Raw genomic sequence first — 16,207 nt, forward strand, 5'->3', positions numbered from 1 at the left:
TTTCTATCCAAATTTTTCGTCTGGGTAGAATTCTATTTAATCTTACAATCTACCGTATAAAAAAAATGTTGATATTCCATCAACATTTTTTGAATTTTTTGTGAAAGCCTTATGACAGAACCTGCCAATGAGGATATTCAGTATCCTTAGTTTCAAATGTTTTTGTCAGAAGATACTCTCTTGCTTTAAGAACCAAAGGAGAACTATTATTAACATTCAATTCAGACAATGGTATCCAAATTGCACCTAACGAATCTTGACCAATAAATTGTGTCACAGTGGTTTGGGCCTTTCCCTGATATTCTTCTATCAGGTTGAACACACAAACATGTTCGTTCCACGTATATCTTTGATACTTCCAAGGAAATCTGAAACTGACTGTTCCCAATTGATGCAACTTTGTTACCTTCAATCTTGTCTCTTCAGCAATTTCTCTAACAGCAGTATTTTCTAATGGTTCTCCCTCGTCCATACTTCCACCAGGCAAATCGTAGCGATTAATGTATGGACCATCATTTTTCTTGATCACCAATAGCCTTCCTGATTTATGAATAATTCCGTAAGATCCGAATGCAAAATGAAAAGTTTTACTGCTCATTTAGCCCAACCTCCCCTATCATTGAATTGAAAGTATTATTATAATAGTCATAATAAATATTAAATTCAATAAAATCTTATTCAAGGGGTAGATATTATGGCAGAGATTTCATCAGACGACTATTTCAAAATTGTTAAAAAAGTATGGGCAGGCGGAAAATTCAAAGACATGGGCGTTACAACTGGTAAGAAATATATTCAAATGTACAATGAATTCATGAAAAATGTCGGCAACGGTCAAACAACTGAAATTGAAGAAAAATTTCATCCCGATGATTGTGAACTAATCGCCTCAACAAATGTTGACGAGGGCCAAATGGTCATCATGTGTTCTCAAGAAAAGAATGGTAAAACCTATTTAGAAACATTTTCAGCCATCACTGATATTGATTTCTCAAATATGACACCCGTTGAAAGTGAATTTTATCATGAAATGATCCGTGCAGATACACAAGGACGTATTAAGGAAATTTAGGGAACAAAAATAAATTCTTAACATACAGCACCAATTATTTAATCCAGTAACAACCAATAAAAATAGTTACTGGATATTTTTGTGTAAAGTAGCGGACTTAGTCCACTACTATGCTATAATATCCTTAATTCAATAAAGGAGGTTTTCTATTGTTAAATCAAAGTGAGATTACATCAATTCGTAGTTTTAATCGTAACTACACTAAATTACTAGGCATTCTTAACAAAAAAGTTTTAGATACTCCTCTTAGTTGGACCGAAGGCCGTGTCATTCTAGAAATATATTTTAATCAAGACAAAACTCCAATTGAGGTTGCCAATCACCTATCCCTTGATAAAAGTTATACCAGTCGTATCCTCAAGCGCTTTGAAAAAAATGAATTACTCTATAAGTCTCCCTCCTCCACAGATCTCCGTTCTAAAAAGATCCATTTAACCTCTCAAGGAACAAAACTCGCTCAACAGTTAGATGAACGTTCCGACCAGCAAATCAAAGATTTATTAATCAATTTGTCCCCTCAACAGCAACAAGAATTTTTTGAAGCCGTCGAAACATTAGATAAATTACTATTCAATAGAAAGTAGGTTCTTTTCAATGTGGTATTCCAAAAAATTTTCAGAATTAAGCACCGATGAACTTTTCAAAATTTTATATTTACGCACAAAAGTTTTCGTAGTTGACCAAAATAGAGTCTATCAAGAAGTCGACGAACATGATCCCGAAGCTATTCATATATTCGACTTAGAAAATGGCCAAATTGTAGCTTATGCTAGAGTCTTTAACCAGAATGACAAAGTTACTTTCGGTCGAGTTCTCACTAGCCCGGACTACCGTGGTCAAGGATTGGGAAATGAACTAATGCAACATATCCTTAACACAATAAAAAAAGACTTTCCAAAGAAAGAAGTCGAAATTGATGCTCAAGTTCAAGTAGAAGGATTCTATCAAAAATTTCATTTTCAAACACAAGGTTCAGCCTTCTTGTTTAACCACACACCTCATTTAAAAATGACTCATGAAATGATTAGCTAAAAAAATTCACTCATCAATTTGAGTGAATTTTTTATTATGCCTAAATATTTATTAACGAGACTGTCTTTTGCCATCCTTGAACTTTTTCATTACATTCATTAATCGACATTTTGGGTTCAAAACTACGATATTCAATTGCAGCCTGCAAGACTTTTTCATCATAAAGATTTAGTTGCAGACCAGCTAAGAAGACTGCGCCCAAAACACTTAACTCTTCCACATTAGGAATCTTCACAGTTGCTTGTAACAGGTCACATTGAAATTGCATCAAGTAATTATTAGATGTGGCCCCACCATCAACTTTCAAAATATTAATTTGACCGCCAGTATCTTTTTTCATTAATTGCAAAATATCATTGATTTGATAGGCAATACTCTCTAAGCCTGCTTTAACAACTTCATTCTTTCGGGTTTTACGAGTCATACCGACAATAGTTCCTGTAGCATCATCATTCCAGTAAGGTGCACCCAATCCAGTGAAAGCTGGTACTAAATAAGTCTTGTCACTCTTATTGGCTTGATAAGCCATCTCTTCAGTTTCAGCACTGTGCTCTATCAATCCCAAATCATCTTTTAACCACTTGATAACTGCTCCGGAATAATTGACATTACCTTCCAAAACGTAATTCGACTGACCATTAATTCTCCAAGCAACCGATGTGATTAAACCATTTGACGACTTAACTGGTTTAGAACCGATATTCATCATGATTGATGATCCCGTCCCATATGTGGATTTAACATCCCCAAAGTTGGTGCATCTTTGACCAAATAAAGCCGCCTGCGAGTCACCTAACACTCCGTAAATTGGGATTTGATGATTCAAGATTCCTTCAAAATCAGTCATTCCAAATTTATCATTTGAATCAACAATTTTAGCTAAATACGATCTCTTTAAATCAAAAATTTTTAATAAATCATCGTCCCAGTCACCACTCTTTAGATCCATTAGCTGTGTTCTGGAAGCATTAGAAGGCTCAGTTTTAAAGCTTTGACCTTCAGTTAATTGATAAATTAACCAACTATCAACTGTTCCCAGACACAAGTCATTCTTTTGAGCAGCATCTTGAACTTCCGGAATATTCTCTAGTAGCCAAGTAAACTTAGCTGCTGTGAAATATGGTGACAAGGGCATACCTGTTTTTTCATAAATAGCTTGTTCAACACCAGTTTTTTCAATTCGTTCACAAATATCTTTAGCACGTGAACATTGCCAGACAACTGACTCTGACAAAGGTTTACACGTAGATTTTGACCAAGCTGTTGCCGTCTCTCTTTGATTAGTAATTCCTAATCCAACAATTTTAGCTGAATCAACTTTAGGGTCATCTAGAATTTTTCTTACCAAAAACAAAATATTTTGGTAAATCTCACGTAAATCATGACTGACCCATCCCTGCTTGCTAATAATTTGTCGATGATTACGTGTTACTTTTCTTAAAATCTGACCATCTTGATCTACTAGAACCACTTTGGTACCCTGTGTGCTCTGATCAATTCCCAACAAATACTTCATAATAATTTCTCCTTAAACTAAGAAATTGATTTTTCAACATTTTTGGCAATTCCGGCACCATCTAGACCATAGTAACTAAAGACTTCATCTTGGGTACCAGCAATTGCAGGTGCATCTGGGAATCCTAGAATATGAAGTTTTGCACTGCCTGATGTAGCAACCACTTCAGCTACGGCTGATCCAATACCGTTATAAATACTATGTTCTTCAATTGTATAAATATCAGAGAACTCATTACTAATCTTACTCAATAGTTCCGTATCTAATGGCTTCAAGCTAACTAAGTCAACAACTGTAGCTTTGATACCTTGTTTTTCAAGTAAATCTGCAGCCTTCAACGCTTCGGGGACTGTTTCTCCCATAGCTACCAACGCAACATCCTTACCGTTTCTCAAGACATTGGCTTTACCAGGTTTTACAAAGGCCTCTTCAGGGTTACTGTAACAATTGTTTAAAGCTTTCTTACCAATTCTGATATAGGCAGGTTTATCCGATTTAACTAAATACTTAAACAAGCCAACTGTTTGATATTGATCACAAGGCATATAAACTTCCAAATTTGGAATAGCTCTAGTGATTGCCAAATCTTGTAGAGAATGGTGAGTACTGCCCAAAACACTATAGGAATTGCCACCACTGATACCTAGCAATTTAACATTAGTATTAGAGTAAGAAACATCCACTTTAACTTGTTCGATACTTCTCATTGTCAAAAAGGCGGCTGGTGATACGGCGAATGGACGTTTACCACTGTGAGCTAATCCAGCACTAATTGTGACAAGATCTTGTTCAGCAATACCAACTTCGACAATTTGCTTAGGCAATTCCTTGGCAAAAGGAACTAAAGACCCCGAACCTCTAGAATCACTAGTTAGAACAACAATATCAGAATCCTTCTTCCCAGCATCTACTAATTGTTCACAGATTACTTCTCCAACTTTACGTGCTTTTTCTTCTGACATTATTTTCTTTCCTCCAATTCTTTATCAAATACATCTAAGGCTTCTTTATATTGTTCTTCTGTTGGTACTTTGTGATGCCATTCAGCCTTGTTTTCCGCGAACGAAACACCACAACCCTTAACCGTGTCAGCCAAAATCAAAGTAGGTTTATTTTGAACTGGCTTCAAATCGAAAACATCAACCAATTGCGACATATCGTTACCATCAATTTCAACGACATTCCAACCAAAGGCTTCATATTTAGCTTTCAAAGGTTCACTATTCATAACATCCTTAGTCTTACCTGTAATTTGAAGACCATTGTGATCAATAATAGCCGTTAAATTATCAAGTTTGAAACTACCGGCAGCCATGGCTGCTTCCCAAACAGAACCTTCTGCTTGTTCGCCGTCACCCATTAAAACGTAAGTATGATAATCTTTGTCATCCATCTTAGCTGCTTTAGCAATTCCAACACTCAAAGCCAAACCATGTCCCAGTGAACCGGTATTCATTTCAATTCCCTTAATGTGATTATTAGGATGGCCAATATATGGTGATTTGAATTGTGAATATGTTAGAAGATCTTCTTTAGGAAAATATCCTCGATCGGCTAAAATATTCAAAAGAATTTCTACAGCGTGACCCTTTGATTGAATGTAACGATCACGATCTTCATTCTTAAATGTTTCTGGAGTTTGATTAAGTACCTTATAGTAGAGAGCAACCAAAATATCTGTACATGAAAGATCTGAACCAGTGTGTCCGCTTTTGGCACGATAAATCATTTCCCATGTCGCCTTTCTCATTTCAATAGCTTTTTTCTCTAGTTGTTCGACATCCATAGTAATTTCTCCTTACAGTCAATTTCAGTAATCGCTTTCAAAATTTATACTAAACTGTTTATCTAAATTTTTCAATAGTTTAGTTAAATAAATTAATCATTTAAAATGATCAGATTTATTTTATATGACATATATTCCCGTCAAATAAGCATTTATAGAAGATTGTTCTATTTTTGTTTAGTTATTAGTTTTCATAAACTATTGAATATTAGTTAATTCAGTTTTATAGTTTAGTTATGGAAACGTTTTCCCAATAATTAATTTATTAAATTAAGGAGCAATTATTTATGAGTGTAGATAAAATCAAATTAGGTTTCGCACCTACTAGAAGAAATATTTTTTCAGCTGACGCTGCTATTGAGTTCGCTAATTACACACGTAAGAAGCTAGATGATATGGGAGTCGATTATGTTGATATTAAAGATGTTAATGATGATGGTCTTCTTTATGATGACGAAGGCATGAACAAGATTGCCAAGAAATTTCAAGATGCTGACATTGGTGGTTTGTTTTTAGCTAATGAAAACTTTGGTACTGAATACGAATGTGCTCGGTTAGCAAAGAAATTAAACGTTCCCGTTTTACTTTGGGGACCAAAAGATGAAGCACCTGCGGCAGATGGTTCACGTTTAAGAGATACTCAATGTGGTCTATTTGCAATTGGAAAAGTTCTACGTCGTTTCCAAATTCCATTCACTTATGTTAAAAACTGTGATCTTGACGACCCTGCTTTTGAACAAGGTGTCAATGATTTCATCAAAGTATGTAATGTTGTTAAGACATTCAAAAATACTCGTATCTTACAAATTGGACCTCGTCCATTCGACTTTTGGAGCACAATGGTCAATGAAGGTGAATTGCTAGAAAAATTCAATATCTCACTCTCACCTATTCCAATTACAGAATTGGTAGAAAAGATTCATGAGTTGATCGACAAGAAGGATCCTGAAATTGCAGAAACTGAAAAGACTTTGAACTCTGTCGCCGATGTCCAAATTTCTGACAAAGATTTACAAATGGTTGCTACACTTAAAGTTGCTATCAAGAGATTAGCTAAGGCCTATGGTTGCAATTCTGCCGCTATCCAATGCTGGACTGCTCTTCAAGACGAAATCGGTATTCTTCCTTATGCTTCTGAATCCTTGCTTCAAGATGAAGGTTTACCCGTAACTTGTGAAACTGATATTCACGGCGTTATCTCTGAACTATTGGTTGAAGCCGCAACTATGGGCGACCACAGAGCCATTTTTGCTGACGTTAACTGTCGTCATCCAGAAAATCCTAATGGCGAATTACTACAACACTTGGGTGTCTTCCCATATTCAACTGCTAAAAACAAACCTATTTTGCCAAAATCACACTTTGTTTTCGATTATCCAGGGTCAGTAGGATTCCAAGCTCAAGATGGTAACTACACTCTCTGCCGCTTTGATGGTGATAACGGTAAGTACTCAATGTTAATGGGTAACGCTAAAACATGTGAAGGACCATACGAACAAGGTACTTATATTTGGTTACAGTTTGCTAACCTCAACCGCTTCGAAACTAAACTAGTTTATGGACCATATATCCATCACATGGCTGCTGTTCGTGATGACGTTGTGCCTGTTCTCTATGAAGCATGTAAGTATTTAGGTGTTACTCCTGATTTCTATGATCCTATCGAGGACGATGTTAAAGCTTATCTTCGTGGCGACACTTCCTCAATCATTAAATAATTCAGTACGCAAAAAGAGTGATGTATTCTATTAAAAATACATCACTCTTTTTATTTCAAAAAAAAAGCCAAACCATTTCTGATTTGACTTCTTCAAATAAATTAACTACAATTCTTGACCATTTGATTCAATAACTTTTTGATACCAGTAGAATGACTTCTTCTTGTATCTGTCCATATTACCATTGCCATCATCGTCTAAATCAACATAGATAAAGCCGTAACGTTTGGACATCTCACCTGTAGAAGCACTAACTAAATCAATGCAGCCCCATGGAGTGTAACCCATCAAGTCAACCCCATCGTCAATTGCACCGGCCATCGCTTGAATATGTTGTTTCAAGTAATCAATACGATAATCATCTTCAACATAATGATTATCATCTGGTTTATCGATAGCACCTAAACCATTTTCAACAATGAATAGTGGTTTTTGATAGCGATCATACAATTGGTTCAAAGCAATTCTCAAACCAGTTGGATCAATTTGCCAGCCCCAATCACTTGCTTTAAGGAATGGATTTTTAACACCACCTAATAGATTTCCACTAACTGTATCGTTATCTTTCTTAGTAGTTTCAACTGCTGAAGACATGTAATAACTGAAACCAATGTAATCAACTGGATACTTCTTGATCAATTCCAATTCTTCATCAGTTCTATCCAAATCAGAAAGTTTCAAACCGTATTCAGCTAACAATCTCTTTGTATAACTTGGATATTGACCACGAACTTGAACATCGCCACAGAAGAAATTGAAATCTTGGTTTTGTTGCAAAGTAGCCAATTGGTTGACTGGATTTGCATCATAACTATAAGTTGTAGCGTACAGAATCATACAACCAATTTGTAGGTTTGGATCCAATTCGTGACCGATTTTAACAGCTTTAGCACTAGAAACAAATTGATTATGCCATGCTTGGAAAACATTCTTCTTGTCGTTAGCACCATTTGAAGGAACTAAGCCTTGACCCATAACTGGGAAATGAGCAGCACTATTGATCTCATTGAAAGTCATCCAGTACTTAACTTTCTTGTAGTAACGTGTCAAAACAACTTTGGCAAATCTTTCGAAGAATGTGATTAACTTCTTATTCTTCCAACCACCATAATTTTTAGCCAAATTTAATGGCAATTCATAGTGAGAAATAGTAATTACTGGCTCAATATTGTATTTTAGACATTCATCGATTACTCGATCATAAAATTCCAATCCCTTTTCATTTGGTTCTGTTTCGTCACCATTTGGAAAGATTCTTGACCAAGCAATAGAGAAACGATAACACTTAAAGCCCATTTCTGAGAATAATTTGATATCTTCTTTAAAACGATGATAGTAATCGATACCGACATGATTAGGATATTTATATTTACTTTCATCAATCGTCCAGTCAAATTCAGGACTTTGAACAATTTGGAATCTCTCTTTGCCACCAGGTAAGGCGTCCGCAATAGATAGGCCACGTCCATCTTCCTTATAGCCACCCTCTAATTGATTAGCAGCTGTAGCGCCACCCCACAAGAAATTCTTTGGAAATTCTGTCATTAGATTCACCTCAAAATAAATTATTTAATTAAATGATACCGCATATTAATCGTTTTTGTAAACGTTTTACTAAACAAATTACATTATTTTACATAAAAAGTGTAATAAATTTTGCAATACCGATTTTAATTTAGTATTATTTTATGTGATAGGAGGTCATCTCATGACAGTAAAAATGGATGACATTGCACGTCTCGCCAACGTTTCTAAATCGGCCGTATCCTTAGCCCTAAATGGTAAAGACGGTGTGAGTCAAGAAACTAGAGACAAGATTTTTGATGTAGTAAACAAATATGGGTATAAACCACTTAGAAAGAACAAGAAGAATACTGATAAAGTTCTTACCAGCGTTAACTTCTTAGTTGTTAAAACAGCCGGCTTAGTTAGTGGAAATTACCGTTCATTACCCTTCTTTGATAGTTTAATTTCTTCGCTATCAGAAAAAGTTAGTGAAACTGGTGGTAGCTTAAAGATAATCACTACTGATAGTGAATCGCTCCCTCAAACATTGGATGAAATTAAAAAGGATCAGACCGATGGTACAATCGTTTTAGGTACTGATTTGAATGCTACCCAAGCGGAACTAATTAACAATAAACTAAACAGTGTAATATTTGTTGATACATATTTCGACAATATAACAGCTGACTTTGTAACAATGGATAATTATCAGGGAGCTATGCTAGCAGGTAATTACATTTTAAGTAAAGGTTATAAAGATATTGGTTATTTTGCTTCCGATAAAATTATTTCCAATTTCATTGAACGAAGACGAGGTTTCCGTGATTCTCTTAAATTGGCCAACATTAAAATTAGCAATGATCATTTTTATTCAGTCTCTCCCACAGAAGTTAATCCAAAGGGATTAGATATTGAAAATATAACTAAAAAAGATTTACCTGAAGTAATCTTTTGTGAAGATGACTATATTGCCATTAGATTAATAAAAGCTGCTCAACAAAAGAACATCAAAATTCCTAAACAATTGGCTATTATTGGTTTTGACGATATTTACGAGAGTTCTTTGATAAGTCCTGAATTAACAACCATTCATGTCCCTGTTGATCAAATGTCCGAACAAGCTCTTTTCCAATTACAAAGACGACTATTCACTCCAAATTGGTCTCCACAGAAAACTCTTATCTCTACTAAATTAATTAAACGTAATTCAATTTGAGTCGAAGCAAAAAAGTTTCGACTTTTTTTATTGTCCAAAAATCCAATCAAATCAGTGTTTTTATAAAACACACATTTTATTTTAGTTCTATTTTAGTAAAATACTCTTGATGTTTAATAATCTATGTGGTAATTTAGAGTCGTTAAAGAAAGCGGATACATAAAAAGGAGGACAACAATGCTTAAAGTAAATAATCATCAAATATATAAAGATGATAAGCCATTCTTCTACTTAGCAGATACTTGTTGGAGTGCTTTTACCAATATTTCAAACAGTGATTGGAAATATTACTTAGATTATCGTAAACAACAGGGATTCGATGCAATACAAATCAATGTTCTTAAACAATGGGATGCTAGTGGAGATGATTTAAATTTATATCCATTCCCCATCACTAGACACGAAGACGGAAGTTACTCATTTGATTATACAAAAATAAATGAAAAGTATTTTGATCGTGCCGAACAAATGCTATTCGAAATGCAAAAGCACGACATGGTTCCTGTTTTAGTTCTAATGTGGTGTAATTACGTGCCCGGAACCTGGGCATCACATTTAGCTATAAACAATCAGTTCCCTTACGAACAAATTGAGAATTATGTTAAATACGTTACAAATAGATTTAAAAAATTCAATCCAATTTATTTTGTAAGTGGTGATACAGATTTTCCGACTGAAGAAACTATTAAATACTACAGAGAAGTTTTTAAAGTAGCTAAAGAAAATGATCCTAACGCAATTTACACTTTCCATATTAAAGGAAGATATGAAGAGTTACCTGAAGAATTTAAAAAGCAAATCGACTTCTTTAGTTATCAATCTGGACATAATTTTGAAGGACAACACACCGCATATGATATTCCTATGCATCAAAGGTCTTTAGGGTTTGATAAACCAATTATTAATACAGAGCCATGTTATGAACAAATCAGCTACAGCCGTAACATGTATGGTCGTTATTCTGCTAAAGATGTTAGAGCTGCTTCCTGGAGTTCGGTTCTATCAGGTGCTAACGCCGGTATTACCTATGGCGCTCATGGCATTTGGAGTTGGCATCACACTGGTGCAACATTCGGTGTAGTTGAAGGTGAAGGATTTGATTCTCCCTTTGATTGGCACGATGCAATTCATTTTAACGGTGCAAACGACATAGCCTTCTTAAAACACATTATGGAAAAAGAATTTCCAAATGGATGTCAGCCAACTAATATCAAAATCAATAAAGAGGAAAGTATTAGATCAGCTATAAATGATAAAAAAGATAAAATGATTATTTATCTTCCAACTAATACTAAAATTGATTTAAAAGATTCTGATTTTAACGAAAAAAATTCTCATGCAACAATTACTGACTTATTAACTTACAACACAAAAAATCTAGATTGGTTTAAACCTAAAACTCTGAATATGAGTAATGTTCAATCCGATTCAATAATTATTCTTTCAAAGGAGTAGAATCATGACTGATAAAGAATTAGCGCAAAAGATTGTTGATCTAGTTGGTGGAAAAAGCAACGTTAATAGCTTAATTCATTGTGTAACTAGATTAAGATTTAAATTAAAGGATGAAAGTATTGCCAAAACAGATGACATCAAAAATCTTGATGGAGTCATGACCATAATTAAAAGCGGTGGTCAATATCAAGTCGTCATCGGTGACAAAGTAGCAGACATCTATAATCAAGTTATGCCTATATTAGGTCTAAAGATTGATGATGATAACGCTGCCGAAAATATCGACAATAACAAAAAAGAAAAGAAAAACATTTGGAATTCATTAGTTGAATTACTATCATCCCTATTTATGCCTGTACTTGGTCCTTTAGCTTCAGCAGGTATTCTAAAAGGTATTTTAGTATTATGTACAGTTACTGGTATTCTCACCGAAAAGTCCGGTACCTACATGATCCTTTACGCAGCTTCAGATGCTGTGTTCTACTTCTTACCAATCATTTTAGGTTTCTCTGCAGCTAAAGCATTTAAAACAGATCCATTTCTTTCAGCAATTATTGGTGGTGCTTTAGTCTATCCTAATATGGTCAGTGCATACAGTGCTGGTAAGGCTCTACACTTTATGGGAATTCCTGTAATTCTTATGAATTATACTCAAACATTAATTCCTATCGTTGCCGCAATTTATTTGCTATCAATCGTTCAAAAGTACTTAAACAAAATTGTTCCTAAACAATTAAAGGGTATCTTTGTTCCTCTATTATCTCTAGTTATCGTTGTTCCATTATCATTCCTTATTGTTGGTCCTGTTACAAGCACTCTAAGTCAATGGTTGGCTGACGCTGTTCTATGGATTTACGGAATTGCACCAACATTTGCCGGTTTTCTTTTAGCTGGTATTTGGCAATTGGCTGTTCTTTTAGGTTTGCACTGGGCATTCATTCCTATTTTCCTAAACAACATTGCAACAAAAGGATTTGATCCAATTAACGCTATGCTTTACTGTACTGTTTTTGGTCAAGTAGGTGCTGCTTTAGCTATGTCTATTAAAGCCAAAGACCCTAAGTTTAAGGAGCTGTCTATTTCAGCAACCATTTCTGGTTTCCTTGGAATTACAGAACCAATTATTTATGGTGTTACCCTTCCACATAAGAAATCATTCCTAATGGCATCTATTGGATCTGCTTTTGGTGGTGCTATCGCCGGATTCTCTGGTGCCAAAATGTTTGGTGGCTTTGCATCAGGTGGTATCTTCGGTATCCCAATGTTCATCGGTAATCATGGTATCAATTCTTCATTTATTGGTTTTCTAATTTCATTGGTAGTAGCGTTCTCAATTGCATTAGTTTTAACATTAGTTTTAGTTCCTAGTGTCAAAACAAGTAAAAAAGATACAAAAGGAGCTACTACCGAAGTAACAGATTCAAGCATTGAATCACCATTATCAGGTACAGTAATGCCTCTTTCATCCGTAAACGACGAAGTATTTTCAAAAGGATTTATGGGTAAAGGAGTTGCAATTAGTCCCACTCTCGGAGAGGTATATGCACCATTTGATGGAGAAGTAGTATCAGTATTCCCTACAAAACATGCGATTGGCTTGAAATCTAATGCAGGTGTCGAATTACTAATTCACATCGGTTTAGATACAGTTAACTTAAAGGGAAAACACTTTGACACTCAAATCAAAGCAGGAGATACTGTTAAATCTGGTCAACTTATAGAAAAATTTGATTACAAAGCAATTCAAAAAGATGGCTATGATATTACTGTTCCAATCATCATAACTAATTCAAATGATTTTAAAGACATTAGTGTTTTAAAATCCAATCAATCAATTGAGCATGGTGACGATTTACTTAATGCGTCAAATCAAAATAATGATGATGAAATTAACAGTACAGTTACTAGTCATGCTTAATCAATAAAAAAGAGGCTTCCAGTCGGAAGTCTCTTTTTTATATAAATCCTAATATCTTAATAACTACCATAGCTAAAACAATGCTGACAATAGCATGAAACATAAACAAAATTGAAAATGCTACAAAGTAAATTGCTCCAGTCATAACAGCTGTCCTTAAATTAAACAAATAAAGTATTGATCCCAAAATTAATAGAATTACGACCCATGGCAAAATGCCTTTATTAACGGTGATAAAATCGTTCTTACTCAAGTCATAACCGGTGCTGGCTATCATGATGGTTAACAATACATATACCAGAATCATCCACCATGAGGCATTAGCAAAACTTGATTTCATATTATCCAAAACGGAATCAAAGATTATGCTAATGGAAACACTCTTGTTAACATTCAAACTCTGAATCAATGTACTAAAACTAAATTGAGCTTTTAACAAGAACTTCTGTAACAAATACAATGCTAACGAACACATATAATACGGTGCTAGGCCTATAAAGAAGTTCCCTAGCATTTGATAAACATTGTGATCATTCCACTTATGATCTACAGAACCTAATGATCCTGATTGACGATAATTCAAGTTTAACAATTGAACGTTAGTTACCTTATGTCCAAACAGATAAGCAAAAATGGCATGACCTAATTCATGAATAATGACGCCGACTCCACCAACAATTAGCTGACTACTGTTTCCCAAATTATTAACCAAAGTAATTTTTGACAGATGTCCCAACCAGGAAGTTACCAGTGACGTTAAGTACGGAATTAAAGTAAAAGTAGCTACGAAAATTAACACGAAATCAAAATAATTATTCCACAAAGCTCATCTCTCCTTAGTGTAATTTTGTAAATTATATAACTATTTTACTTTTTCTATTCCATTTAGCCTGCGATTTGTATCATTCTTAAGTAATTGATAAATAGTTGCGGCTACGGGCACTCCCAAAAGCATCCCGACGATGCCGCCAAGTCCACCACCAACAGTAATTGAAGCCAAAACCCAGATTCCTGGTAGTCCAATTGAAGTCCCGACAACTCGTGGATAAATAACGTTACTTTCAAACTGTTGTAAAACTAATAGGAAAACGATGAAGAAAACTGCCTCAATCGGTGATTTAACAGCAATCAACAGGAATCCAACAATTCCACCCAACCATGCTCCCAAAATGGGAATCAAAGCTGTAATACTGACAAATGCACCAACTGATAAAGCATAAGGAAATCTAAATATTATCATTCCTAGTGAACATAAACTTCCTAAAATAATTGCTTCTGTAACTTGTCCAGCAATAAAATGGCTAAACATATCATCTGCAATATCAACTACATACTTAACCTTTTGGATATGTTCATTTTTCAAATAAGCATGAGCCAACTTTTTAATCTGACGACCTAACTTTTCCTTAGTAGCCAGAATATAAATAGCAAAAGTTAAAGCTAAAATGAAATTGACAAAGCCTTTAGTAATACCAGTCACAATTTTAAAAGTTGAGCCAAAGACACCACCCATTCCGCTAGTCAGATACTTCATAACTTTGCTTTGTACGGATGACCAATCAATATTCATTGACTCCAATTGATCAGAGATAACCGAATTATGATTTATTTTTTCTAACAGAGCCGATAAGCCTTCAAAGAATGAAGGAATATTTTTGAAGAAATCAGCTAAGGCATTGAAAAATTGAGGCAAGACCAATCTAAATACTCCTACCATTACTAAAGTCACAATAACCAAAGTGGTCAAAATAACTAGTGCCCGACGACTCTTCTGTAAAATTTTGATCTTAGTATTAGGAAAAAAATATTTTTCCAACTTAACACATAAGATATTTAAGACATATGCCAATACAGCTCCCAGAATCAGTGGCATCGCAACTCCCAAAATATTTAAAAAAATATTATAGATTTCTACTGGATATATCAGGATAAACAATACTAATACTATGATTATTCCATATTGGATTAATTTTTTTCGACTTAGCTTCATAGACTACTCCCTAATTTACTTGTCTAACCAATATATCATAAAAAAGGATGCCATAAATACCATGACATCCTCTTTCTTTTAAAGATTATTTGCTTTAACCCATCGTTTAATAACTTCAATCTCTTTTTTGTTACCATTAAACTCTGAGAAAACGAGTGCTTTATCGATGTAATCCTGTACTTTCCCATTATTACCGTTAACTCGATTTTCATTCATTGCTAGTTGAGCATAAATTCGAGCAATGTAATATGTAACATGATTCTCAGCACAGACCTTAACACCATAATTCAACAATGCATTAGCTGTTTCCAAATCCTGTTTTTCCGAATAGTAAATCGCAGAATAAAAAATAATATTGATATAACGCCAGATCTTGCTTACATCATCAATAGACATTGTATAAATATTATTGAATACCTTGCTGAAGTAGTATTCACTCTTCGAATCGTCACCTTGCTTGGCATAAACCATACCCATACCTACAAATGATAAGAAGGTAAAAATGGTTTCACCACGAGTATCTAATTCCGATAAAATACGATTGAAATCAAAGACCGCATCAAACAAATCTCCGTCATCCAAAACATTCAAATAACCTCTCAAATAATAATATTGCATCAAGAGGTTCTTATCATTATTCAAAATGTCAGGGTCAATCTTATTAATAATTGCCCAGGCATCATCATATTCCTGAATAATCAAATTGAATTCTGCTTGGCTCATTTCTTTAGCGACTTTTTTACTGCTGCTATCATTTACGCCAATAATACTATCTAAGGATAGACCGAGACGATTACATAATTTAATTAAAATTTTCAATGATGGAATTTTACCATTATTCTCAAACTTACTTAATGTAGCTTGAGTACAGATACCATTGCTCAATTCCTTTTGTGAGAGTCCTAACTCTTTTCTTTCATCAATAAACGCCTGTATATCCACGCCATCGCCCCTGTATAATAAATTTATATATAATTAATATAATTATATACCCATAA

15 protein-coding genes are annotated in these 16,207 nt (G+C 34.4%); 7 read left to right on the forward strand and 8 right to left on the reverse strand.

What is annotated here, in order from left to right:
* Positions 1-109: 109 nt before the first annotated feature.
* A complete protein-coding gene (locus FD33_RS04765) occupies positions 110-598 on the reverse strand; it encodes an NUDIX hydrolase (RefSeq protein WP_025085692.1) in 489 nt (162 codons plus the stop codon).
* Between the two features lie 96 nt (positions 599-694).
* Here FD33_RS04765 and FD33_RS04770 point away from each other — a divergent pair, with 96 nt between their 5' ends.
* The 3 genes from FD33_RS04770 to FD33_RS04780 all read left to right on the forward strand — a co-directional run bounded on the left by FD33_RS04770 (position 695) and on the right by FD33_RS04780 (position 2,104).
* Positions 695-1,072, forward strand: coding sequence for a hypothetical protein (locus FD33_RS04770; RefSeq protein WP_056955800.1), 378 nt, complete (start codon positions 695-697; stop codon positions 1,070-1,072).
* A gap of 149 nt (positions 1,073-1,221) precedes the next feature.
* Positions 1,222-1,656, forward strand: coding sequence for a MarR family winged helix-turn-helix transcriptional regulator (locus FD33_RS04775; RefSeq protein WP_056955801.1), 435 nt, complete (start codon positions 1,222-1,224; stop codon positions 1,654-1,656).
* A gap of 10 nt (positions 1,657-1,666) precedes the next feature.
* A complete protein-coding gene (locus FD33_RS04780) occupies positions 1,667-2,104 on the forward strand; it encodes a GNAT family N-acetyltransferase (RefSeq protein ID WP_025085690.1) in 438 nt (145 codons plus the stop codon).
* Between the two features lie 40 nt (positions 2,105-2,144).
* Here FD33_RS04780 and FD33_RS04785 read toward each other — a convergent pair whose 3' ends face one another.
* From FD33_RS04785 to FD33_RS04795, 3 genes are read right to left on the reverse strand one after another with little or no spacing between them, the layout of a single operon-like run.
* Positions 2,145-3,620 (reverse strand): FGGY-family carbohydrate kinase, encoded by a 1,476-nt coding sequence (locus FD33_RS04785; RefSeq protein WP_056955802.1) that lies wholly within the window; start codon positions 3,618-3,620, stop codon positions 2,145-2,147.
* Between the two features lie 17 nt (positions 3,621-3,637).
* On the reverse strand, positions 3,638-4,582 hold the full coding sequence (locus tag FD33_RS04790; protein WP_025085689.1) for a transketolase family protein: 945 nt from the start codon (positions 4,580-4,582) through the stop codon (positions 3,638-3,640).
* Positions 4,582-5,406, reverse strand: coding sequence for a transketolase (locus FD33_RS04795; protein ID WP_025085688.1), 825 nt, complete (start codon positions 5,404-5,406; stop codon positions 4,582-4,584). The genes FD33_RS04790 and FD33_RS04795 overlap by 1 nt, the downstream gene beginning before the upstream one ends.
* A 287-nt stretch (positions 5,407-5,693) precedes the next feature.
* Between FD33_RS04795 and FD33_RS04800 the strand changes: the two genes are divergently transcribed.
* Positions 5,694-7,124 (forward strand): L-fucose/L-arabinose isomerase family protein, encoded by a 1,431-nt coding sequence (locus FD33_RS04800; protein WP_056955803.1) that lies wholly within the window; start codon positions 5,694-5,696, stop codon positions 7,122-7,124.
* A 105-nt stretch (positions 7,125-7,229) separates the two neighbouring features.
* Here FD33_RS04800 and FD33_RS04805 read toward each other — a convergent pair whose 3' ends face one another.
* A complete protein-coding gene (locus tag FD33_RS04805) occupies positions 7,230-8,669 on the reverse strand; it encodes a glycoside hydrolase family 1 protein (protein ID WP_034544268.1) in 1,440 nt (479 codons plus the stop codon).
* A gap of 163 nt (positions 8,670-8,832) precedes the next feature.
* Here FD33_RS04805 and FD33_RS04810 point away from each other — a divergent pair, with 163 nt between their 5' ends.
* From FD33_RS04810 to FD33_RS04820, 3 genes are all read left to right on the forward strand, one after another.
* Positions 8,833-9,846 (forward strand): LacI family DNA-binding transcriptional regulator, encoded by a 1,014-nt coding sequence (locus tag FD33_RS04810; RefSeq protein WP_025085686.1) that lies wholly within the window; start codon positions 8,833-8,835, stop codon positions 9,844-9,846.
* A 177-nt stretch (positions 9,847-10,023) separates the two neighbouring features.
* Positions 10,024-11,301 (forward strand): apiosidase-like domain-containing protein, encoded by a 1,278-nt coding sequence (locus FD33_RS04815; protein ID WP_025085685.1) that lies wholly within the window; start codon positions 10,024-10,026, stop codon positions 11,299-11,301.
* Positions 11,302-11,305: 4 nt separating this feature from the next.
* The gene (locus FD33_RS04820) at positions 11,306-13,219 is read left to right on the forward strand and encodes a beta-glucoside-specific PTS transporter subunit IIABC (protein WP_025085684.1); all 1,914 of its coding nucleotides are present in this window, start codon (positions 11,306-11,308) and stop codon (positions 13,217-13,219) included.
* Between the two features lie 37 nt (positions 13,220-13,256).
* Here the strand turns inward: FD33_RS04820 and FD33_RS04825 are convergent, their stop codons facing one another.
* The 3 genes from FD33_RS04825 to FD33_RS04835 form a co-directional block, all read right to left on the reverse strand.
* Positions 13,257-14,042: a hypothetical protein gene (locus tag FD33_RS04825; protein ID WP_056955804.1), complete on the reverse strand. Its 786-nt coding sequence runs from the start codon at positions 14,040-14,042 to the stop codon at positions 13,257-13,259.
* A gap of 39 nt (positions 14,043-14,081) precedes the next feature.
* Positions 14,082-15,209: an AI-2E family transporter gene (locus FD33_RS04830; protein WP_056955805.1), complete on the reverse strand. Its 1,128-nt coding sequence runs from the start codon at positions 15,207-15,209 to the stop codon at positions 14,082-14,084.
* A gap of 78 nt (positions 15,210-15,287) precedes the next feature.
* Positions 15,288-16,151, reverse strand: a complete 864-nt coding sequence (locus FD33_RS04835) for a helix-turn-helix domain-containing protein (RefSeq protein ID WP_056955806.1) — start codon at positions 16,149-16,151, stop codon at positions 15,288-15,290.
* Positions 16,152-16,207 lie beyond the last annotated feature (56 nt).

The organism is Companilactobacillus paralimentarius DSM 13238 = JCM 10415, from assembly GCF_001434985.1.
Classification (GTDB): domain Bacteria; phylum Bacillota; class Bacilli; order Lactobacillales; family Lactobacillaceae; genus Companilactobacillus; species Companilactobacillus paralimentarius.